This is a genomic window from Pseudomonas poae RE*1-1-14, assembly GCF_000336465.1.
Lineage (GTDB): Bacteria > Pseudomonadota > Gammaproteobacteria > Pseudomonadales > Pseudomonadaceae > Aquipseudomonas > Aquipseudomonas poae.
The window spans coordinates 4,548,571-4,568,162 of record NC_020209.1; the positions used below are offsets into that span (position 1 = coordinate 4,548,571).

The 19,592-nt window shown below is 54.3% G+C and carries 18 protein-coding genes and 2 pseudogenes; 11 read left to right on the forward strand and 9 right to left on the reverse strand.

Going from position 1 to position 19,592, the window contains the following annotated elements; all coding sequences use genetic code 11:
* Positions 1-23 precede the first annotated feature (23 nt).
* On the reverse strand, positions 24-242 hold the full coding sequence (locus H045_RS24740) for a DUF1289 domain-containing protein (RefSeq protein WP_003231559.1): 219 nt from the start codon (positions 240-242) through the stop codon (positions 24-26).
* A 2-nt stretch (positions 243-244) separates the two neighbouring features.
* Positions 245-577 (reverse strand): iron donor protein CyaY, encoded by a 333-nt coding sequence (cyaY, locus tag H045_RS20025; RefSeq protein ID WP_003231561.1) that lies wholly within the window; start codon positions 575-577, stop codon positions 245-247.
* 238 nt (positions 578-815) lie between these two features.
* Between cyaY and lptM the strand changes: the two genes are divergently transcribed.
* The 6 genes from lptM to H045_RS20055 are packed head-to-tail and all read left to right on the forward strand — an operon-like array spanning position 816 to position 5,398.
* Positions 816-983 (forward strand): LPS translocon maturation chaperone LptM, encoded by a 168-nt coding sequence (gene lptM, locus H045_RS24750; protein ID WP_003195417.1) that lies wholly within the window; start codon positions 816-818, stop codon positions 981-983.
* Positions 984-992: 9 nt separating this feature from the next.
* The gene (gene lysA, locus H045_RS20035) at positions 993-2,240 is read left to right on the forward strand and encodes a diaminopimelate decarboxylase (protein WP_003231563.1); all 1,248 of its coding nucleotides are present in this window, start codon (positions 993-995) and stop codon (positions 2,238-2,240) included.
* A gap of 3 nt (positions 2,241-2,243) precedes the next feature.
* Positions 2,244-3,074 (forward strand): diaminopimelate epimerase, encoded by an 831-nt coding sequence (gene dapF / locus H045_RS20040; protein WP_003231565.1) that lies wholly within the window; start codon positions 2,244-2,246, stop codon positions 3,072-3,074.
* 13 nt (positions 3,075-3,087) lie between these two features.
* Positions 3,088-3,804: a DUF484 family protein gene (locus tag H045_RS20045; protein WP_003231567.1), complete on the forward strand. Its 717-nt coding sequence runs from the start codon at positions 3,088-3,090 to the stop codon at positions 3,802-3,804.
* 2 nt (positions 3,805-3,806) lie between these two features.
* A complete protein-coding gene (xerC, locus tag H045_RS20050) occupies positions 3,807-4,706 on the forward strand; it encodes a tyrosine recombinase XerC (protein ID WP_015373279.1) in 900 nt (299 codons plus the stop codon).
* Positions 4,703-5,398, forward strand: coding sequence for an HAD family hydrolase (locus tag H045_RS20055; protein ID WP_003231574.1), 696 nt, complete (start codon positions 4,703-4,705; stop codon positions 5,396-5,398). The genes xerC and H045_RS20055 overlap by 4 nt, the downstream gene beginning before the upstream one ends.
* Positions 5,399-5,601: 203 nt before the next feature.
* Here H045_RS20055 and sutA read toward each other — a convergent pair whose 3' ends face one another.
* The 4 genes from sutA to glnK all read right to left on the reverse strand — a co-directional run bounded on the left by sutA (position 5,602) and on the right by glnK (position 8,384).
* On the reverse strand, positions 5,602-5,934 hold the full coding sequence (gene sutA, locus H045_RS20060; RefSeq protein WP_003231576.1) for a transcriptional regulator SutA: 333 nt from the start codon (positions 5,932-5,934) through the stop codon (positions 5,602-5,604).
* 102 nt (positions 5,935-6,036) lie between these two features.
* Positions 6,037-6,462 (reverse strand): secondary thiamine-phosphate synthase enzyme YjbQ, encoded by a 426-nt coding sequence (locus H045_RS20065; protein WP_015373280.1) that lies wholly within the window; start codon positions 6,460-6,462, stop codon positions 6,037-6,039.
* 211 nt (positions 6,463-6,673) lie between these two features.
* Positions 6,674-8,011 (reverse strand): ammonium transporter, encoded by a 1,338-nt coding sequence (locus H045_RS20070; protein ID WP_015373281.1) that lies wholly within the window; start codon positions 8,009-8,011, stop codon positions 6,674-6,676.
* 34 nt (positions 8,012-8,045) lie between these two features.
* Positions 8,046-8,384 (reverse strand): P-II family nitrogen regulator, encoded by a 339-nt coding sequence (gene glnK / locus H045_RS20075; RefSeq protein WP_002555808.1) that lies wholly within the window; start codon positions 8,382-8,384, stop codon positions 8,046-8,048.
* A 423-nt stretch (positions 8,385-8,807) separates the two neighbouring features.
* Here glnK and H045_RS20080 point away from each other — a divergent pair, with 423 nt between their 5' ends.
* The 4 genes and pseudogenes from H045_RS20080 to H045_RS20090 all read left to right on the forward strand — a co-directional run bounded on the left by H045_RS20080 (position 8,808) and on the right by H045_RS20090 (position 12,485).
* Positions 8,808-9,068, forward strand: a complete 261-nt coding sequence (locus tag H045_RS20080) for an accessory factor UbiK family protein (RefSeq protein ID WP_003231581.1) — start codon at positions 8,808-8,810, stop codon at positions 9,066-9,068.
* 164 nt (positions 9,069-9,232) lie between these two features.
* Positions 9,233-9,436: pseudogene (locus tag H045_RS24755) on the forward strand (magnesium chelatase domain-containing protein); the annotation flags it as partial.
* Positions 9,437-9,605: 169 nt separating this feature from the next.
* Complete coding sequence (locus H045_RS25135; protein ID WP_157225369.1) at positions 9,606-10,928, forward strand: HEPN domain-containing protein; 1,323 nt, start codon at positions 9,606-9,608, stop codon at positions 10,926-10,928.
* A 642-nt stretch (positions 10,929-11,570) separates the two neighbouring features.
* Positions 11,571-12,485 carry a hypothetical protein gene (locus H045_RS20090; RefSeq protein ID WP_015373283.1) on the forward strand — a complete coding sequence of 305 codons (915 nt, stop codon included), beginning with the start codon at positions 11,571-11,573 and terminating at the stop codon, positions 12,483-12,485.
* Positions 12,486-12,566: 81 nt separating this feature from the next.
* Here the strand turns inward: H045_RS20090 and H045_RS20095 are convergent, their stop codons facing one another.
* Together H045_RS20095 and H045_RS20100 are read right to left on the reverse strand one after the other, a co-directional pair.
* A complete protein-coding gene (locus H045_RS20095) occupies positions 12,567-14,243 on the reverse strand; it encodes a hypothetical protein (protein ID WP_015373284.1) in 1,677 nt (558 codons plus the stop codon).
* A 185-nt stretch (positions 14,244-14,428) separates the two neighbouring features.
* Complete coding sequence (locus H045_RS20100) at positions 14,429-16,120, reverse strand: recombinase family protein (RefSeq protein WP_015373285.1); 1,692 nt, start codon at positions 16,118-16,120, stop codon at positions 14,429-14,431.
* Between the two features lie 39 nt (positions 16,121-16,159).
* Between H045_RS20100 and H045_RS20105 the strand changes: the two are divergent.
* Positions 16,160-17,464 (forward strand): annotated as a pseudogene (locus H045_RS20105) (YifB family Mg chelatase-like AAA ATPase); the annotation flags it as partial.
* 134 nt (positions 17,465-17,598) lie between these two features.
* Here the strand turns inward: H045_RS20105 and H045_RS20110 are convergent.
* Positions 17,599-19,575: a methyl-accepting chemotaxis protein gene (locus H045_RS20110; protein ID WP_015373287.1), complete on the reverse strand. Its 1,977-nt coding sequence runs from the start codon at positions 19,573-19,575 to the stop codon at positions 17,599-17,601.
* Positions 19,576-19,592: the final 17 nt, after the last annotated feature.

Sequence of the window (19,592 nt, forward strand, 5' to 3'; positions counted from 1 at the left end):
CGTCACAAATAAACAAGACGACCTCAGGCGAGTGCTCGGCGCTGTTCGGCCTCGGCGCAGATCACCCGGCGCCGCGCATCGTCGGCCGAGCGCCATTCGCGGATGTCTTCCACGTGACGAAAGCACCCAAGGCAGACTTTCTCCTCATCCAGGCGACACAAACTGATACAAGGTGACGGCACCGCCGGGCTGACATTACTGAACAACGGCTTGGGCGGGCGCGTGGGTGCAGGCTGGCTCACAGTCAAATCTCGTCGAAATCCAGCTCGGCGCCGGATTGTTCCAGAACCAGACGCGCCAGCATCTCGCTGAGCAGCTCATCGCTGGTATCGCATTGCCAATTGTTGTCTTCTTCGTTGTAGTCGAAGTGGAAACCACCGGAACGTGCCGCCAGCCACAACTGACGCAATGGCTCCTGACGGCTGAAGATCAACTGAGTGCCGTTCTCGAACTTGACCGTCAGCACGCCGGCGGAGTTTTCCAGGTCGACGTCCAGGCCGCTGTCGTCGAAAATATCCTCCAGCGCCTGCTGTGTCGAATCCACCAGATCGTGAAAACGGGCTTCGGTCAAACTCATTGTGGCAACCTCAAAAGTGTCGGGTTCTGCTCAAGCGCCGCACGATACGGAGGCGCCTGCGTGAATGCAACGGATACCGATTTCATTACCGGTGACGGTACGAATTATCACCAGCGAGCGTAGCTCTATTCCCGAACAAGTCGGCAAACCCCCGCCGGACGGGTATTTCGGCGCATAGGCAAGCTGGCGGGTGGTCGGTATACTCGGGCGCAATTAATGCATATTCAAGGATTTCGCCATGAAGCGCCTGATCTCTTCCCTCGCTGCGCTCGTCGCGGTCGCTTGCCTCGTTAGTGCCTGTGGACAAAAAGGCCCGCTGTACCTGCCCGATGACAGCAAGGATCCCAACGAACAGGCGCAATCGTCGCAGAAACCTTCAAAAGCGCACAAGCACGACACTTACTAAGGGAACACCATGGACGCTTTTAACTACCGGGACGGTGAACTGTTCGCGGAAGGCGTGGCGTTGTCGGCAATCGCCGAGCGCTTTGGCACCCCGACCTATGTGTACTCGCGCGCGCACATCGAGGCGCAGTACCGCTCCTTCACCGACCCGTTGAACGGCGTGCCGCACCTGGTGTGCTACGCGGTCAAGGCCAACTCCAACCTGGGTGTACTCAATGTCCTGGCGCGTCTGGGCGCCGGTTTCGACATCGTGTCCCGTGGTGAGCTGGAGCGCGTGCTCGCCGCCGGCGGCCAGGCTGACAAGATCGTGTTCTCCGGTGTCGGCAAGAGCCGCGACGACATGCGCCGCGCCCTGGAAGTAGGCGTGCACTGCTTCAACGTCGAATCCACTGACGAGCTGGAGCGCCTGCAGGTAGTGGCCGCCGAGCTGGGCGTTCGCGCGCCGATCTCGCTGCGTGTCAACCCGGACGTCGACGCCGGCACCCACCCGTACATTTCCACCGGTCTCAAAGAGAACAAGTTCGGCATCGCCATTGCCGACGCCGAAGACGTGTACATCCGTGCCGCCCAACTGCCGAACCTGGACGTGCTGGGTGTCGACTGCCATATCGGCTCGCAACTGACCAGCCTGCCACCGTTTCTCGATGCCCTCGACCGCCTGCTGGCGCTGGTCGACCGCCTCGGCGACTGCGGCATCTACCTGCGCCACATCGACCTCGGTGGCGGCGTGGGCGTGCGTTATCGCGACGAAGAACCGCCGCAGATCGCCGACTACATCCAGGCTGTGCGCGAGCGCATCGAAGGCCGCGACCTGGCGCTGTTGTTCGAGCCGGGCCGCTACATCGTCGCCAATGCCGGCGTGCTGCTGACCCAGGTCGAATACCTCAAGCACACCGAACACAAGGATTTCGCCATCGTCGACGCGGCGATGAACGACCTGATCCGCCCGGCGCTGTACCAGGCCTGGATGAACGTCACCGCCGTGACCCCTCGCGACAGCGAAGCGCGCGCCTACGATATCGTCGGGCCAATCTGCGAGACCGGCGACTTCCTGGCCAAGGATCGTCAGCTGGCGCTTGCCGAAGGCGATTTGCTGGCCATTCATTCGGCCGGTGCCTATGGGTTTGTCATGAGTTCCAACTACAACACCCGCGGGCGTACCGCCGAGGTGCTGGTGGACGGTGATCAAGCATTTGAAGTGCGTCGCCGCGAGACGGTAGCCGAGTTGTATGCTGGCGAAAGCCTGCTGCCGGAGTAAGCCATGCTGCTGCGTTTTACCAAGATGCACGGGCTGGGTAATGATTTCATGGTCCTCGACCTGGTCAGCCAGCACGCGCACATCCTGCCCAAGCACGCCAAACAATGGGGTGACCGGCACACCGGCATCGGTTTCGACCAATTGCTGATCGTCGAGGCGCCAAGCAATCCGGAGGTGGATTTCCGCTACCGGATCTTCAACGCCGACGGCACCGAAGTGGAACAGTGCGGCAACGGCGCCCGCTGTTTCGCGCGCTTTGTGCTGGACAAGCGCCTGACCGCCAAGCGCCAGATCCGCGTCGAGACCAAAGGCGGCGTGATCGAGCTGGATATCCGCAATGACGGCCAGATCAGCGTCAACATGGGCGCGCCGCGCCTGGTGCCGGCGGACATTCCGTTTCAGGCCGACGTGCAGGCCGCAAGCTACCCGCTGGACGTCGACGGCCACAGTGTTGAGATCGCCGCCGTGTCCATGGGCAACCCCCATGCGGTGCTGCGGGTCAACGACATCAACAATGCGCCGGTGCATGAGCTGGGGCCGAAGATCGAACATCATCCGCGCTTTCCGGCGCGGGTGAACGTGGGCTTCATGCAGGTGATCGACCGCTCCCGCGCGCAACTGCGTGTATGGGAACGCGGCGTCGGCGAAACACAGGCCTGCGGCACCGGCGCCTGCGCCGCCGCCGTGGCCGCGATCAGCCAGGGCTGGATGGATTCGCCGCTGCTGATCGACCTGCCCGGTGGACGCCTGTCCATCGAATGGGCAGGCCCGGGCCACCCGGTGCTGATGACCGGGCCGGCCTCGCGTGTATACGAAGGACAGGTCCGTCTATGAGTGAGCCAAGCCAATGACCGATAAACCTCGAGTACCCGCACACGCTACCCCGAGCGAAAGTCTGGAGGCCGCTGCAGTCGCGGCGTACCTTGAGGCTAATCCGGACTTCTTCGTCGAACACGAAGAATTGCTGCCGGCCCTGCGCATTCCTCACCAGCGCGGCGATACCGTGTCGCTGGTGGAGCGGCAGATGAAGATTCTGCGCGAGCGCAACATCGAAATGCGCCATCGGCTCTCGCACCTGATGGACGTGGCCCGTGATAACGATCGCCTGTTCGACAAGACCCGCCGCCTGATCCTGACCCTGATGGACGCCACCAGCCTGGAAGAAACGGTCATGGCCGTCGAGGACAGCCTGCGCGAGGATTTCCAGGTGCCTTTTGTCAGCCTGATACTGTTCAGCGAAAACCCGATGCCGGTAGGGCGTTGGGTCAGCGGCAGCGACGCACAAACCGCCATCGGCGGCCTGCTGTCCGAAGGCAAGAGCATCAGCGGCACCTTGCGTGAACACGAGCTGGACTTTCTATTCGGTGCCGAACAGCGCAAGCAGATCGGCTCCACCGCCGTGGTCGCGCTCAGTCACCAGGGCCTGCACGGCGTATTGGCCATCGCCAGCCGTGACCCGCAGCACTACAAGAGTTCGGTGGGCACGCTGTTTCTGACCTACATCGCCGAAGTGCTGGGCCGCGTGCTGCCACGCTACACCACCGCCCTGCGCGCTGTGCGCTAGTCATGCACGGGCAACTGGACGCTTATTGCGCACACCTGCGCAACGAGCGCCAGGTGTCGCCTCATACCCTTGAGGCCTACCGGCGGGACTTGAACAAGGTCCTGGCCTATTGTGAGAAACAGCACGTCAGTAGCTGGAAAGCCCTGGATATCCAGGCCCTGCGCAGCCTGATCGCACGGTTGCACCAGCAAGGCCAGTCCTCGCGTAGCCTGTCTCGCCTGCTGTCGGCAGTGCGGGGGCTCTATCATTACCTGAACCGCGAAGGCTTGTGCGACCACGATCCGGCCAATGGCCTGTCGCCGCCAAAGGGCGAGCGGCGCCTGCCCAAGACACTCGACACGGACCGCGCCCTGCAGTTGCTCGATGGCGCGGTGGAGGATGACTTCCTCGCCCATCGCGATCAGGCGATTCTGGAGCTGTTCTACTCCTCGGGCCTGCGTCTCTCTGAGCTGACCGGCCTGAACCTTGATCAACTGGACCTCGCGGACGGCCTGGTGCAGGTGCTGGGCAAGGGCAGCAAGACCCGCGTCCTGCCGGTCGGCAGAAAGGCCCGCGAAGCCCTGCAACTGTGGCTGCCGCTGAGGGCGCTGACCAATCCGGTGGACGACGCGGTATTCATCAGCCAGCAAGGCCGGCGCCTAGGGCCCCGGGCCATTCAAGTGCGGGTCAAGGCGGCGGGCGAGCGTGAACTGGGGCAGAACCTGCACCCGCACATGCTGCGACACTCCTTTGCCAGCCATCTGCTCGAATCCTCCCAGGACCTGCGCGCGGTCCAGGAACTGCTCGGCCACGCCGACATCAAGACCACGCAGATCTACACCCACCTGGACTTCCAACACCTGGCAACGGTATACGACAGCGCCCATCCACGGGCCAAACGCATCAAGGGCGGCGACTCATGAGTATCAAGCTGATCACCTTCGACCTGGACGACACGCTCTGGGACAACGTACCCGTCATCATCAGCGCCGAAGCGTCGATGCGCGAATGGCTAGCGCTCAATGCCTCCAGGGTCGGCGACCTGCCCCTGGAGCATTTCGCCAGCCTGCGCCAGCAGGTATTGCAGCGCCATCCGGAGCTTAAACACCGCATCAGCGTGCTGCGCCACCGTGTGCTGATGCTGGCATTTGAGGAAGCGGGCTACCCTCAGCCTGAAGCCACGCAAATGGCCGATGTCTGCTACGAGGCGTTCATTCACGCGCGGCATCAGCTCACCGTATTTCCCGACGCCGAGCCGATGCTCAAGGCGCTGCGCCAGCACTTCCTGCTCGGGGTGATCACCAACGGCAACGCAGACGTGCAGCGTGTAGGTCTGGCGGATTATTTTCATTTTGCGCTACGCGCCGAAGACATCGGCATTGCCAAGCCGGATGCGCGTTTGTTTGAGGAAGCGTTACAGCGTGGTGGCGTGGATGCCAGTGAGGCAGTGCATGTTGGCGATCATCCTGGTGATGACATTGCCGGCGCGCAGAAGGCCGGGTTGCGTGCAGTGTGGTTCAACCCGACAGGCAAGGCGTGGGAAGCGGACAAGCGTCCTGATGCCGAGATTGGTAGTTTGACGGAGCTGCCGGCGGTGCTCGCGGGCTGGAAGTGACGCGATTGTTGCAACACTGAGTGTCAATTGTGGGAGGGGCTTGCTCCCGATAGCAGTGGGTCAGCCAACAGAGGTATGGACTGACAGCCTGCTATCGGAAGCAAGCCCCCTTCACATTCTTTAGTGGTGATTTATAAATTTGTGTCCGCCATGAAAAAGCCCGCAGCGACGGCGGGCTTTTTCCTACAGGCAGCTAGCTGACCTTAGATAGGTCGGCTGCCGTATTTGTTATCCGGCTTCTTCGGCGGATCCGCCACGACATTGGGCTCGACCTCGACCACTTTGCCGCCTTTGGCGAGGAATTCTTCCATCGCACGGGCCAAGGCATCGCGCTCTTTGTTCTTGGCCTCAACGCTTGGCAGCTCGTCTACCGACACCGCAGCCTTGGCTTTGCCTTTGGCTTTGGGAGCCGCGTCATCGGCACCGCCGTCCTCGGCATCGTCAGCAACGTCTTCCGCCGCTACTTCAAGACCTTCTTCGGTGTCGTCTTCATCACCTACTTCGAGGTCGTCTTGTTCCAGATCATCGTCGCTCATGTTCTACCTCATGACTTGCGAAAAGCAGATTAGTTATAGCCCAGCTTCACCCCCTGTCGAGGTCGCCGGAAAAAAATCAACATCCACCGGGTTTCCAGTGGCTTATGCCTCTTCACCGTGCAGGGTGGCGAGGACTTTACGAGCACCACCATGATCACGGTGCTCGCCCAGATAAACACCTTGCCAGGTCCCCATCGCCAAGCGGCCGGCGCTTACCGGCAGACTCAGTTGGCAGCCCAGCAGGCTAGCCTTGAAGTGCGCAGGCAGATCATCCGGTCCTTCGTCGTTGTGTTCGAACCCGGACCGACCTTGCGGCACCAGCGAGTTGAAAAACCGTTCGAAGTCACGACGTACCGCCGGGTCGGCATTCTCATTGACGGTCAACGAGGCCGAGGTGTGCTGCAGCCACAGATGCAACAGGCCCACACGGCAAGTCTTCAATTCAGGCAAGCCGGCAAGCAACTCTTGCGTTACCAGATGAAAGCCCCGGGGCTTGGCCCGCAGGGTAATCAGGGTCTGTTGCCACATACAGTTCTCCGCCCATCGGCGCGCATTCTAGCGCGCTCTGGGAAAAAACAAAGTGCCGAATACGCCTACATGCCTGTAAGACTTTCGCACCCTTGAAAGCACCGAGTGCGCCCCATTACAAACTCGGGGTCAAAACCGGTACAGCGTGTTATGACTGACAAACGCCAGACAAAAAAATGCCCGGCAAGCCGGGCAGTTTTTTTTCGCATGCTTACAAGTTGTAACCACGCTCGTTGTGTTGCGCCAGGTCGAGGCCCACGGCCTCTTCCTCTTCGGTAACCCGCAGGCCCATGACCATGTCGAGAACCTTGAGGATTACGAAGGTCACGATGGCCGTGTAGATCACGGTGAAACCGACGCCTTTGCACTGGATCCAGACCTGCGCCGCGATGTCGGTCACGGTGCCGAAGCCGCCCAATGCAGGGGCTGCGAATACACCCGTGAGGATCGCGCCGACGATACCGCCGATACCGTGTACGCCAAAGGCGTCCAGGGAGTCATCGTAGCCCAGCTTGCGCTTGAGCGTGGTGGCGCAGAAGAAGCAGATCACACCGGCCGCCAGGCCGATGATCAGCGCGCCCATCGGGCCCACGGTACCGGCAGCTGGCGTAACGGCAACCAGACCGGCCACAACACCCGAGGCAATACCCAGTGCGCTTGGCTTGCCGTGCGCGATCCACTCGGAAAACATCCAGCCCAGCGCCGCAGCCGCGGTGGCGATCTGGGTTACCAGCATCGCCATGCCGGCGGTACCGTTGGCCGCAGCGGCGGAACCTGCGTTGAAGCCGAACCAGCCGATCCACAGCATCGCCGCGCCCACCAGGGTGTAACCCAGGTTGTGCGGAGCCATCGGGGTAGTCGGGAAGCCTTTACGCTTGCCGAGCACGATGCACGCTACCAGGCCAGCCACACCGGCGTTGATGTGCACCACGGTGCCGCCGGCAAAGTCCAGCACGCCCCAGTCCCACAGCAGGCCACCATTACCGCTCCAGACCATGTGCGCGATCGGCGCATAGACCAGGGTGAACCAGATGGCCATGAAGATCAGCATCGCGGAGAATTTCATGCGCTCGGCGAATGCACCGACGATCAGCGCCGGGGTGATGATCGCGAACGTCATCTGGAAGGTGATGAACACCGCTTCCGGGAACAGCGCCGCAGGACCGGTGATGCTGGCCGGGGTCACGCCCGCCAGGAACGCCTTGCCCATGCCGCCGAAGAAGGAGTTGAAGTTGACCACGCCCTGTTCCATACCGGTGGTATCGAACGCGATGCTGTAGCCGTAGACGACCCACAGGATGCTGATCAGGCCGGTGATGGCAAAGCACTGCATCATCACCGACAGAATATTTTTGGAGCGGACCATGCCGCCGTAGAACAGCGCCAGGCCGGGGATGGTCATGAACAGCACCAGAGCGGTGGCGGTCAGCATCCAGGCGGTGTCGCCGGAGTTGAGGACTGGAGCCGCCACTTCGTCTGCCGCCATGGCCAGGCTTGGCATTACGATGGACAACAGGGCTCCGAGCCCTGCGAATTTACGCAGAGTCATATTGTTTTCTCCTGGGGCGTTGGGGTTTGGCGGCTTAGATTGCGTCGGTATCGGTTTCGCCGGTACGGATGCGAATAGCCTGTTCCAGATTGACCACGAAGATCTTGCCGTCACCGATCTTGCCGGTGTTGGCGGCCTTGGTTATCGCCTCGATAACCCGATCAAGATCCTTGTCGTCAATGGCGACATCAATCTTCACCTTCGGCAGGAAATCCACCACGTATTCCGCGCCGCGATACAGCTCGGTATGACCCTTCTGCCGACCGAAGCCTTTGACCTCGGTAACGGTAATGCCCTGCACGCCGATCTCGGACAATGACTCGCGTACATCGTCCAACTTGAACGGCTTGATGATGGCAGTGACTAGCTTCATGAAAACTCTCTCCCGAATTGGTGGACTTGCCCCAGGAAAACAAACCCGACTCAAGTCTAAGCGCAGTGCCTGGCTTTGTAACGCATCGTTACCTCGGCATTCACCGTTGCAACGCAAGCGAACCACTGGTGACGAAACCTGTACCCCTGATCCATCGGCGCACTGCATTCGTCACAGCGACTGCATCAGTGCATGGGTCATGATCGACTAAGCAGAAACCTTGCCAGCTCCGTAAAAATCACTGAAATCAGCCTTTTGCCCTCATATGCCGCAACACGCAGGAGATTGGCGGCGGCAATGCGCACAAAAACAGTGCGCAGGCGCCAGGCACGATGCGCGAAAAGCGTGCGTCCTCGCGGTTGAAAAAGACTATAGACGCTGCGTGATACACTGCCGGCCAACAGTTATTCCGGAATATTTCCCATGCTCGCGCCCAAAGACTTCCTCGACGCCCTGAGCGGCCATGCCTCTCGCCTGTTCAGCGGCGACACCCCGCTGCCCCGCAATGAAATCGAAAGCCAGTTCAAGGCATTGCTGCAAAGTGGCTTCAGCAAACTCGACCTGGTAAGCCGCGAAGAGTTTGACAGCCAGATGGTGGTGCTGGCCCGCACCCGTGCGCGGCTGGAGAGCCTGGAGGCGAAGGTCGCGGAGTTGGAAGCGCGGCTGCCCCCCACTGCCGAGTAACTGACGCAACAGGGTCAGAATGTGGGAGCGGGGTTGCTCGCGCCCACATTTACTCTGTGTCGCTCCTTGGATACGTTCTGTAAAACCTCCTCGCTTCGCTCTTTCCAGCCTCGTCTACCCTTGAAAAAGCCGCACAAAGCGGTCCTCCATTTCAAGGAACGAGCATGTCCCTCGCCATTGTCCACAGCCGCGCCCAGGTTGGCGTCGAAGCCCCCGCCGTCACCGTCGAGGTGCATATGGCCAATGGTTTGCCGTCCCTGACGCTGGTGGGTTTGCCCGAAACCGCCGTCAAGGAAAGCAAGGACCGTGTACGCAGTGCCATCCTCAATTCGGCCCTGCAATACCCGTCGCGCCGGATCACGCTAAGCTGCACACTTTTGGGAAAAATGGGATGTGCTAGAGCTGCTTCATGCTCCACTGGAGCAGACCAGCAGCACGGATTTAGGGAACCGGAAGCGTGGCTTTCATCCGCTAGCCCCGACAATCCAACGAATGACTATGGCAAGCTAAAGGACCAAATTGGAGTGGAGATTCCCGATGGATCGAGTACAGGCTCACGTAGCAAGACTGATGCGCTCAATTCTCTTGAGGCCCAGCGCTGAGGACAAAATGCCGGCAGCGCAGTTTTTTGCAGGGAGAGGAAAGCCGTTTACTTTCTCAGGTGGAATTGGACTCACTTGGTGGTACAGCCCAGATACCTTCAATGCCATTGATACGGTAACAGCTCTTATCATCGAAACCGAACAGGAGTTCAAAGACTGTGATACCGAGTCCGTTGATAACATTGTCACTTCAACATTACAAAAAGTTTGTTTAGATTCACCGCTTTTCAATGGTGACGATGTAGCTTTTGGAAGAAAGCCAAACCTTTTTGAATGTAGGGGTGCTGTATCAGTTACCGATTTTACCAAAACAATTCTGGAAGAAATCAAACAAAATCTTAGAAGCGTAATAGGAAAAAGGTGCACGATTTACCCCTTGCCCAGATTTAAAGGACCATCTCTTTCCCTTCCTGAAGAGGGCTTGCATCTAATTTCATGTAGCGATGATGTGGCTTGGAATAATTTCTCCGCAGGAGGATATATTTTTGATAGCTGGACACCAAGCTCACCGTTCACAGCCAATAGCAATTTTTCATTCAATGGCGGCTATGGGTTCAATTATGTTTTGATCGGCGAAGATTACGGAACACAAAAAGGAGCTAAATTCGCAAGCAGTTTAAAATTCAGAATGTTTATTACTGTACTTTTCGCTCACGCTTCAGAGCTTTCAAAATACGGCTACAACAAATCAATGGCCCAACCCTATACCAACTGCATACAATTCCCTCATAAAACTACGCCTGACAACTTATTAACCCTTAGTGACTGCGGCGCACTCTCTCCATTTTACGCATCAGACATTATAATCACTGACAACTTAACCAAAAAAGTAACAGAGTGGTACGAGTCACTTAATAAATGCCCTACCGATTATAAACAGCGTATAAAAAAATCCGTAAACTTCTTCAATCGAGCCATGAACTCTGAAGATATTGAATCATATATCAATTATTTCATTGCACTTGACGCCCTATTTGGACAGCGCGGTTCTGTGGAGGCGTCTATCATAGCTGGGGTGGGCAATCTCGGACTAGATGAAAAACTCAAAGAAAAAGCATCATGGCTTTTTGATTTAAGAAATGAGCTCGTTCACGGTGGAAGTCGATATATTTCCGAATGGCCGAAGCACCAAAGGTACACAAAGCATTTTGGAAGTAAGCCCTTGAATGATCTAAAAGAGCTTGCTCAAAATGCAATACTAAAAGCACCTTCGATATTACCAATTTCAACCGTGGGCGAAACGCCCGAACAACCTTAATCTCTCTAACTGCAATCTCTCTAACTGCGAGTTCAGATTAGTTGCTATTTATCGTTTACCTAGCTTTTGGTCAAGGCGCTTAAAGGCGCGGGGACTTGTACCCGTGTCTTTATGAGCCGAACAAGGTCTTTAAATATAGCAAATCGTTCTGGGCGGCATAAATGCCGTTTGTATGGTTCAGTTTTTAAAACAGAAATAGGGTTTTTAGGCTGTTATTTTTGTCGTTCATGCAATTTAACGTCAGAACAGATTTAATCGTCGTAAAGGACCTTTAGAACGTCAAACCTGACGCTCTGCCCTACCCTTCTGCCTTTCAAGCGCGAAGCGCACCAGAATGGTGTGTGCTTTTGCCATTTGCCTTAGCATCTCTAAGTCATTGGAAGTAAAGTGAAATTTCAATTTCACCTTTCTTAAGATTTTATTTATTTATAATACTTATTTATATATATAGGAAAGTCGTGGTTTAGTCCTATTAAGGTCGTGTCTTAGTCCTATCGATGGTCGTGGTTTAGTCCTAAAAACTCCGCACCTTTGAGGAAGCTTCTTTATCAAATCAATGACACTTTCAGATATTTAAAGTCGGAAAACTTGACAGGGCATTTTAAAATGCAACAATGAGTATACACAACAAAAAAACATGCCATGCAAGAGTACTCAAAAGAAAAGGATTATGGATTAACTCATATCTACACCGCTGGCGGTGTAATTCCAATCGTAAAGACCTTTATGAACTTAGCTCTTTTCAGCAAAACTAGAGGCGAAACAAGAACAAAAACGAGAAAAATACAGCTAGGCGACATGAAAGACTTTCATATAGAAATGGTTAGGCTTTCATATTTTGACTACAAGGTTTTCCTAGCAATTCTCAAACTTATAGACAACAACCAAGATATAAACACAGACCAGTTTGGAGACTACATTCAAACTTTCTCTGTGGACGAAGTATATAATCTTATAGGGCTAAAGCCCGGACTCCATAGAAAAACCGAAAAGAGAAGAACGCTTGTATCTACACTAAATACTATATCTGAAATGACGTTCGTAAAAACAAAAGACGGGGCCGTAGTAAAAACAAGACCTTTTTACGAGCTAACAATACACAACCAAGACCATGAAGAAAATTACAACTTTGAATTCAAAAACTTCACACTCAAAGTTGGATTTGAATTTGTATACTCCGTGAGACAAGAAAGTAAAGAATTAAATTTCATTGGCATGATTGCAATGGCAAAGCTCAATTTGCTTGGCCCTGTTTCCGCAAACGCTTATATACAAATGCTAGCTAACAGCGGCTATACAAAAATGTATTTCAACGCAATGATTGAACGCTTTGGCTTAGAATCATATACTGAAAGAAAGCACCAAAATGAGCAGATTTACATAGCGTTTAAAAAGCTTGAGGAAGCGGCGTTAATAAAAAAAGGCTGGCAAGTACACAAGAAAGGAAACCGCCCTGAGTACATAGAATATGAGTTAATAAAAGAAAGAAAATCAACCACAGAAAAAAAGTCAGAAGAAGCGGAAAAATCAAAAGCATTCGCAATCATTTTCGGATAAGCCTTGAATTCAAAATAACCGCCTACAAGGCGGTCTTTTCATATACTTGGCATTTATAAAATGCCGTCTGCATAACGAATATCAATTTTTTGGCTTTGGCTCTTTAACTGCTGGCTTTCTTTTTGAGACAAACTTCTTCAAGCTATTGTAAGCGTCAGAAACACTAAGTTTAAGACTATCAGTTCGGTTGAGTATTTCCCCGCCAGAAACATCAACACCCTCACGAGCTAAACGCTCACGTATGTTATACATGTAATAAACTCGCTCGCTTGGCGATAGAGATTTAAGCATATTAAAGTTAGACTCTTTAAATTCTGCAAAAACACGCTTCATATCTTGTTGTTCCCGAGCTGTATGAGCCAACAGTGCAATAGCTTTTTCTACCGAATGTACACGTTCTCCTAGAACTTTTTCGTTTGATTTAATATTATCTAGCAAAGAGTTGTTCTGTTCTTCTAGCAGGCGCTTCTGATCTTTTAAGATATCCACGGCTGCTTTAGCATCACCGACCCCCTTATTAAGCACTGCTTTTCTTAATACCAGTTCGTTGGCTTGTTCTACAAGCTGATGGTTCTTTTTCACAAGTCTCAATCTGAGCTTGTCAATAGAGACTATCTTGTTTTTAATCGAATGCTGTTGAGCTGCTAACTCAATTTTTTCCTGCTTTAGTTTTTTCAGCTCACTCTCAGACATACTCAAAAGATTGAAGCTTCTCATAATTTTTGCTTTATTAGCGTCTTTTGCTATTGTCTCAAGCTTTTCTTTGTGATCTTTTGTTTTCTCATGTATTGATGCTTCTATGCTATATCCAAACTCTCTCAATCGCTTATTTACATACTCATAAACAAGTCGCTGGTAAGTTTCGCCAATCTTTTGCGACGCTTTAAATGAATCATTTTCAATTGCTGGTTCGCCCTTGCTCTTTAAATACCTATTAACTAAGTCTAGCTGAGATTGCACTAGGTCATATTGACCCGTCTTTGAGTTTTTTGCAGATATAAAAATGTGTGGGTGAACACCATTATTTATTTGGTCTTGACTTAATACTTCATCGCCGTGAAACACACAGGCTTTTACCGCATACTCTGGGAGGTACTTCTTGTGAAAGTCGTGAATGATACGCAAATAGTCAACCGGTTTGACTTCATTGATATTGTTTCTAGTTGGAAACTTGAAAAAGCACTCTTGAATTACTGTCTTGCTTTTGTGTAGTGAATTATTGCCTGCCGCAACAACTTTATTATGCAGGTCTATATAGGTGCTCATTGCCTTTTTTTTGTCGCTTAAGCGCTTAACGCCTATCGAATCGACTTGATCGATAATAGATGGAGAGATGCCACTGTTCTGGGCTTCCAGAACGTCCGTTATAAGCTTTTTAAGGGCTTCCGGCTCGTCAGCTTTGGATAGAAGCTTCTTGAGTTTGTAGGCGTATTTTGAGCGGTCATCTTTGAGTTTTGATAGGTCTTCGTGGATTCCTATGTCATTCTCAACTGATGACATTATGTCGTTGACAAGGCTCTGCCTATCTTCAAGTGTTAGACTGTCAAGTCGAACCATTTTATTATTGTGGATAATGAAGTTACGATGAGATAACTCTTGATTGAACTCTAGTTCTTTCTTCATCACAGTGCGTAAACTGTGATGAAGTGAACTCTTCAGTTGGCTTAGTCCAGCGGTTTTTTTTACTCTGCCCTGCTGGGCTGAGTAATTCATTCGTTTCCATAGCATTGTGGTGCTTTTCAGATTTAGATCATTCATTTGTTCCTCTTTGTTTTTTCGTTTGCTTTAGTCCCCCTGACAAGGGCCAGTGAACACCCCTCAAGCGCAGCGTCTTTTGCAGAGCAAAAGTGTGGGGAGTTCATCAACTGGTTGATAAAAATTCACATTTTTAATAGACCCAATTTAATCCTATCATGTGTTTTAATATTTTCAAGACTTCATGGTTAATCTGACCAATGCCTAAGAGCATCGAATATTTTTTTGAGTTTTGCATCACCTGAGCCTGATTCAAGTTTCTGTTTGAGATCTTTTGCATATCTCGCAAAGTAACTAAAGGCTTTCATATCAGTTTTTGCTCTTGCAATAGCGTCTATCGATTGCACATTTCCGTTTTTAAACAGCAAGAACCCCATAGACTCAGTTGGATAAACTATTATTGCCGCTAGAATTCTTTTTAACTGTATCTTGGCCTTGTCTCTATCAGAAGCGTTTGTAAGATCAAACTCCAAAGGCTCAGCTACAGAACCTGCAAAAAAACTAATCTGAGTTATGATGCTATCAAGCTCTTGCTGCTTCGCAGAGATTTTTCTTGAGATTGAGGACGATGTTTTAAGGAAAAAATCGGCATCATAGTCTTCGGATGCTTCAAATGCTGCCGTGAGGCTTTCCAAACGATCTCTGTTTAGCGCAAGCTCACCCTCTATATTTAAGCGCTCACTACTAAGTGCAGAAATTTTTGCTTGTGTATGAGCACTCCCTTTTTCGGCATCATAAGCATAGGACCAAGGAAAAACACTCTCGAACTTGTCGTATTTTAATTTTCCTTTGTCACACAGCTTGTGCAGATATCCGATGCATTTTAGATGGCGATAGTATTTCCGGCCGCTCTTGAGCACTTTATCATCTTCATCGAAGTACATTCGCTCACCACAATACCCACAATAAACCAAGCCTGAAAATAAGTTCTTTGATGTACTACGCCCGTAATCTTTAATCGTGTTTATTTCTCTGAGTTTTTCTCTAGCCGACATGAATAGCTCCCGGCTGATTACAGTAGGATAGTAACTATCAAATCGGCCTAACTCTGTTACTTCGTTACGATTGCCTGACAATGATTTTATCTTGGTCGTTTGCTTGACTATAAGAACGCCATAGGTCGATTCAGCTTTCAGTAAGTTTGAGAGCGCTCCGGTCGTCCAAAGCTTAGATCCGTCAGATTTATTTCTAAGTCTGCCAACCCCTCTAGAGTTGAGATCATCGGCTATTTTCTTCAAGCTCTCGTCGTTCGACTTTCGTGTAAAAATCTCTCTCACCACATTAGCCTTGGTTTCATCAATTTCAAATACACCGCTAACTTTAGTCTTTTTCAGCCACCCCGGAATTTGTCCCGCGTACTGTATTTTTTCTCCTCGCTCTAGCTTCGCCAAACGACCATTAAAAACACTTTTTATACGACTTGCTTTTTTTGCGCTCTCTTGGTGTGCCTGCTCCATAAGGAACAAACTGTAGACAATTTCCATGAAATTGTTTAGGGAGTCCTTTGTGTAGACTCTAGAATCCATCATCGTGATGATATTGACGTTTGCGCGAAGAATTTTTTTAAACAGCTCATTCGCTTGATCGATTGACTGACGACTTAGCCGATCTAATTGCTCGATACAAAGATATGAAGTTCCATCCAACGGAATCAAGCCACTCTCGATTGCCAAGAGGAAGCGGCCTAAGCCTGCGTCAGCTTCCATATGCTCTGCATGGTAGGCCGACAGGCCAAGATCTTGGAGGTCAAGTGTTTCGTTCAATTGATACCCATTAGACACCGCGTAGTGCCTAATTTTTTCAATCTGTCGGCGTTGGCTGTCTCCTTTCATCTGCTCGGGGGAGCTGAATCTGACGTAGGGAAAAATCGTTTTACTCATGATTGTGCTCTCCTGAATATTCCCTAAAGGGTAGCACTCATCACCCTCAACCTTGCACCCGCCGACCTGCCCAAGGACGGCGGGCGTTTTGATTTGGCAATTGCCTTGGGCATTCTGGCAGCCAGTGTGCAGGTGCCGGCGTTGATGCTCGATGACGTGGAGTGCCTCGGGGAATTGGCGTTGTCCGGCGAGGTGCGCGCCGTCAAGGGCGTGTTGCCGGCGGCGTTGGCCGCGCGCAAGGCCGGGCGCACCGTGATAGTGCCGCGGGCGAACGCCGAGGAGGCGTGCCTGGCGTCGGGACTGAAGGTCATAGCGGTGGATCACCTGCTGCAGGTGGTCGCACACCTGAATGGACAGGTGCCCATTGAGCCCTACAAGTCAGACGGTTTGCAGTACCTGAACAAGCCGTATCCGGACCTGAGCGAGGTGCAGGGCCAGCTCTCGGCCAAGCGCGCCTTGCTGATCGCAGCGGCGGGCGCGCATAACCTGCTGCTCAGCGGCCCGCCCGGCACTGGCAAGACCTTGCTCGCCAGTCGCCTGCCGGGCCTGCTACCGCCGCTGAGTGAGCAGGAAGCGCTGGAAGTCGCGGCGATTCAATCGGTCGTCAGCCTCGCGCCCTTGAGCCACTGGCCCCATCGGCCGTTTCGCCAGCCGCATCACTCCGCATCCGGCCCGGCACTGGTGGGCGGCGGGTCAAAACCGCAACCGGGGGAAATCACCCTGGCACACCATGGCGTGCTGTTTCTGGATGAATTGCCCGAGTTTGATCGCAAGGTGCTTGAGGTACTGCGCGAACCCCTGGAGTCAGGCCATATCGTGATTTCCCGCGCCCGCGACCGAGTGAGTTTCCCGGCGCGCTTTCAATTGGTGGCAGCAATGAACCCGTGTCCCTGCGGGTATATGGGCGAGCCCAGTGGTCGTTGTCGCTGTACGCCGGAACAGATTCAGCGCTATCGCAACAAACTCTCCGGGCCTCTGCTGGACCGGATCGATCTGCACCTGACCGTGGCACGAGAGACCACAGCGCTCAATCCCATTCAAAACGATGGTGAAACAACGACCAGCGCCTCGGCGCGCGTTGCCCAGGCGCGCGAGCGCCAACAGCAACGCCAGAGATGTGCCAATGCCTTTCTTGACCTGCCGGGTTTGCGCGAGCATTGCACACTGGCAAAGGTCGACGAGAGCTGGCTGGAGACCGCATGCGAGCGCTTGACACTGTCGCTGCGTGCGGCGCATCGGCTGCTAAAGGTGGCGCGCACGTTGGCAGACCTGGAACAACAAGACGCGATCGCGCGTCACCACCTGCAAGAGGCGCTGCAATACCGCCCGGCGGCACTTAATTGAGCTTTGGCGCAGGTCTGAATGTGAGAGGGGACCTGCTCCCGATTGCCGTGTATCAGCCCCCCGATTTATTGGCTGATCCAATGCCATCGGGAGCAAGCCCCCTCCCGCAGTTGATGAATTGCGTCTGTGAAACCTTAGCGGAACCGGTCCACCTCATGACGCAAGCCCGCCGCCAGGGTTTCAAGTTCCTTGGCGGTGATCGCCAGATTCGACACCACTTCACGCTGCTCGCTGTTGGCCAGCGCAATGCTCTGCAGGTTGCTGCTGAGCAAGGTCGCGGTGCTGCTCTGCTCCTGGGTGGCCGTGGTGATGGCGGCAAACTGCTGACCGGCCGAGCGGCTTTGCTCGTCGATACGCGCCAGGGCCGAGGCCACGTCGGCGTTGCGCGACAGGCCATCCTGCATCAGGGCTTTGCCCTGCTCCATCGTGCTGATGGCATTGCCGGTTTCCTGCTGGATACTTTGTATCATCACGGAAATTTCATCGGTAGCCTGGCGGGTGCGCGAGGCCAGGTTACGCACCTCGTCGGCGACCACGGCGAAGCCACGGCCTTGCTCACCGGCGCGGGCGGCTTCGATGGCGGCGTTGAGCGCCAGCAGGTTGGTCTGCTCGGCGATGGCGGTAATCACACCGACAATGCCGCCGATTTCCTGGGAGCGCTGGCCGAGGGTATTGATCACCGTGGCGGTGCCGTTCAGGGCGGTGGCGATATGTTCCAGAGACGACGACGCCTCTTGCATCGAGGTACGGCCGATGCGGGTTTGCTGGGCATTTTCCTGCGCCAGGCGCTCGGTGTTGCCCATGTTGTCGGCGATGTTCAGGGAGGTGGCGCTGAACTCTTCCACGGCGCCGGCCATGCTGGTGATCTCACCGGACTGCTGCTCCATGCCTTCGTAAGCACCGCCCGACAACCCGGACAACGCCTGGGCTCGGCTGTTGACCTCTTCGGCCGCCTTGCGGATCTGCGACACCATGGTCGACAGTGCTTCCCCCATCTGGTTGAAGCTGCGGGCCAGTTGGCCGATCTCGTCATGACTGGAGACGTTGAGGCGTGCACTCAAATCGCCCGCGCCCAAGGCTTCGGCCTGGCGCACCAGGTCGCTCAGCGGCGCCAGCTTGCTGCGCAACAGCCACACGATTGCGCCCACCGCCAGCAGCATCGCCAGCACGCTGCCGATCGCCAACCGCATGCCGACTTCCCAGGTCACGGCACGAATTTCGGCTTTCGGCATGCTGGCTACCACGGCCCAGGGGCCGCCTTCGAAGGGCACCGACACGCTGTAGAAATCTTCGTTCTTGTCGCTCCAGAAGCGGCCTGCGCCAGGCTTTTTCGCCAGGTCCAGCATCACTGGCACCGCTTGATCCAGCGCCTGCACGCCAGCGGGCGGCACCAGCCAGTGTTTCTGTTCATCCAGCAGCGCCAGGGACCCGGTCTGGCCGATGCGGAAGCGCTTGAGGTTTTCGAACTGCGCGGCCTGCGCGTCGGTGTAGTCAAAGCCGATGAACAGCACCGCGATGACCTTGCCGCTGCTGTCGCGCACCGGGCTGTACTGGGTCATGTAGGAGCGGTCGAACAACACGGCGCGGCCGATATAGACCTGGCCATTGAGCACGCGCTGGTAGGCAGGGCCCTGGCGGTCCAGCACGGTGCCGATGGCGCGGCTGCCGTCCTGCTTGGTCAGGGAGGTGCTGACGCGAATGAAGTCGTCGCCGCTGCGCACGAATACCGTGGCGACGCCACCGGACATCTGCTTGAACTCGTCCACTTCCGTGAAATTGTTGTTGAGCACATCGCTGCCCAGCAACAGGCTCGGGGTCTGCACCCCGGCCACCGCGATCATCTGATCGGCGCGCACGCTCAACCCTGAGCTGAAGCGTTTTTCAAACAAGCCGGTAAGACGCTGCGTGCTCTCGCGCAGGGTGCTGTGGAAGGTATTGAGTTGGTCGGCGAGCAGTCGCGCCTCGCTGGCCAGGTGCTCCTCACGGGTGGCAAGGTTGGCGGAATCCAGGGAACGCAAAGCGAAAACGGTACTGCCGCCAATGGCGACAGCCAGAATCACGGCCAATGCGAGGCCTAACTGTGAGGCAATCCGGGCGCGAGGTTGAGACATGACAGCTCCTGACCGAG

Excerpts from the sequence above, each read along its gene's own strand:
- lptM (WP_003195417.1), top strand. The coding sequence starts at position 816 with ATGAAGCGCCTGATCTCTTCCCTCGCTGCGCTCGTCGCGGTCGCTTGC.
- H045_RS20070 (WP_015373281.1), bottom strand. The coding sequence starts at position 8,011 with ATGACTCTGCGTAAATTCGCAGGGCTCGGAGCCCTGTTGTCCATCGTA.
- H045_RS20100 (WP_015373285.1), bottom strand. The coding sequence starts at position 16,120 with ATGAGTAAAACGATTTTTCCCTACGTCAGATTCAGCTCCCCCGAGCAG.
- lysA (WP_003231563.1), top strand. The coding sequence starts at position 993 with ATGGACGCTTTTAACTACCGGGACGGTGAACTGTTCGCGGAAGGCGTG.
- H045_RS20055 (WP_003231574.1), top strand. The coding sequence starts at position 4,703 with ATGAGTATCAAGCTGATCACCTTCGACCTGGACGACACGCTCTGGGAC.
- H045_RS20090 (WP_015373283.1), top strand. The coding sequence starts at position 11,571 with ATGCAAGAGTACTCAAAAGAAAAGGATTATGGATTAACTCATATCTAC.
- H045_RS20045 (WP_003231567.1), top strand. The coding sequence starts at position 3,088 with ATGACCGATAAACCTCGAGTACCCGCACACGCTACCCCGAGCGAAAGT.
- sutA (WP_003231576.1), bottom strand. The coding sequence starts at position 5,934 with ATGAGCGACGATGATCTGGAACAAGACGACCTCGAAGTAGGTGATGAA.
- cyaY (WP_003231561.1), bottom strand. The coding sequence starts at position 577 with ATGAGTTTGACCGAAGCCCGTTTTCACGATCTGGTGGATTCGACACAG.
- glnK (WP_002555808.1), bottom strand. The coding sequence starts at position 8,384 with ATGAAGCTAGTCACTGCCATCATCAAGCCGTTCAAGTTGGACGATGTA.
- xerC (WP_015373279.1), top strand. The coding sequence starts at position 3,807 with ATGCACGGGCAACTGGACGCTTATTGCGCACACCTGCGCAACGAGCGC.
- H045_RS20095 (WP_015373284.1), bottom strand. The coding sequence starts at position 14,243 with ATGAATGATCTAAATCTGAAAAGCACCACAATGCTATGGAAACGAATG.
- H045_RS25135 (WP_157225369.1), top strand. The coding sequence starts at position 9,606 with ATGGATCGAGTACAGGCTCACGTAGCAAGACTGATGCGCTCAATTCTC.
- dapF (WP_003231565.1), top strand. The coding sequence starts at position 2,244 with ATGCTGCTGCGTTTTACCAAGATGCACGGGCTGGGTAATGATTTCATG.
- H045_RS20065 (WP_015373280.1), bottom strand. The coding sequence starts at position 6,462 with ATGTGGCAACAGACCCTGATTACCCTGCGGGCCAAGCCCCGGGGCTTT.
- H045_RS20110 (WP_015373287.1), bottom strand. The coding sequence starts at position 19,575 with ATGTCTCAACCTCGCGCCCGGATTGCCTCACAGTTAGGCCTCGCATTG.
- H045_RS20080 (WP_003231581.1), top strand. The coding sequence starts at position 8,808 with ATGCTCGCGCCCAAAGACTTCCTCGACGCCCTGAGCGGCCATGCCTCT.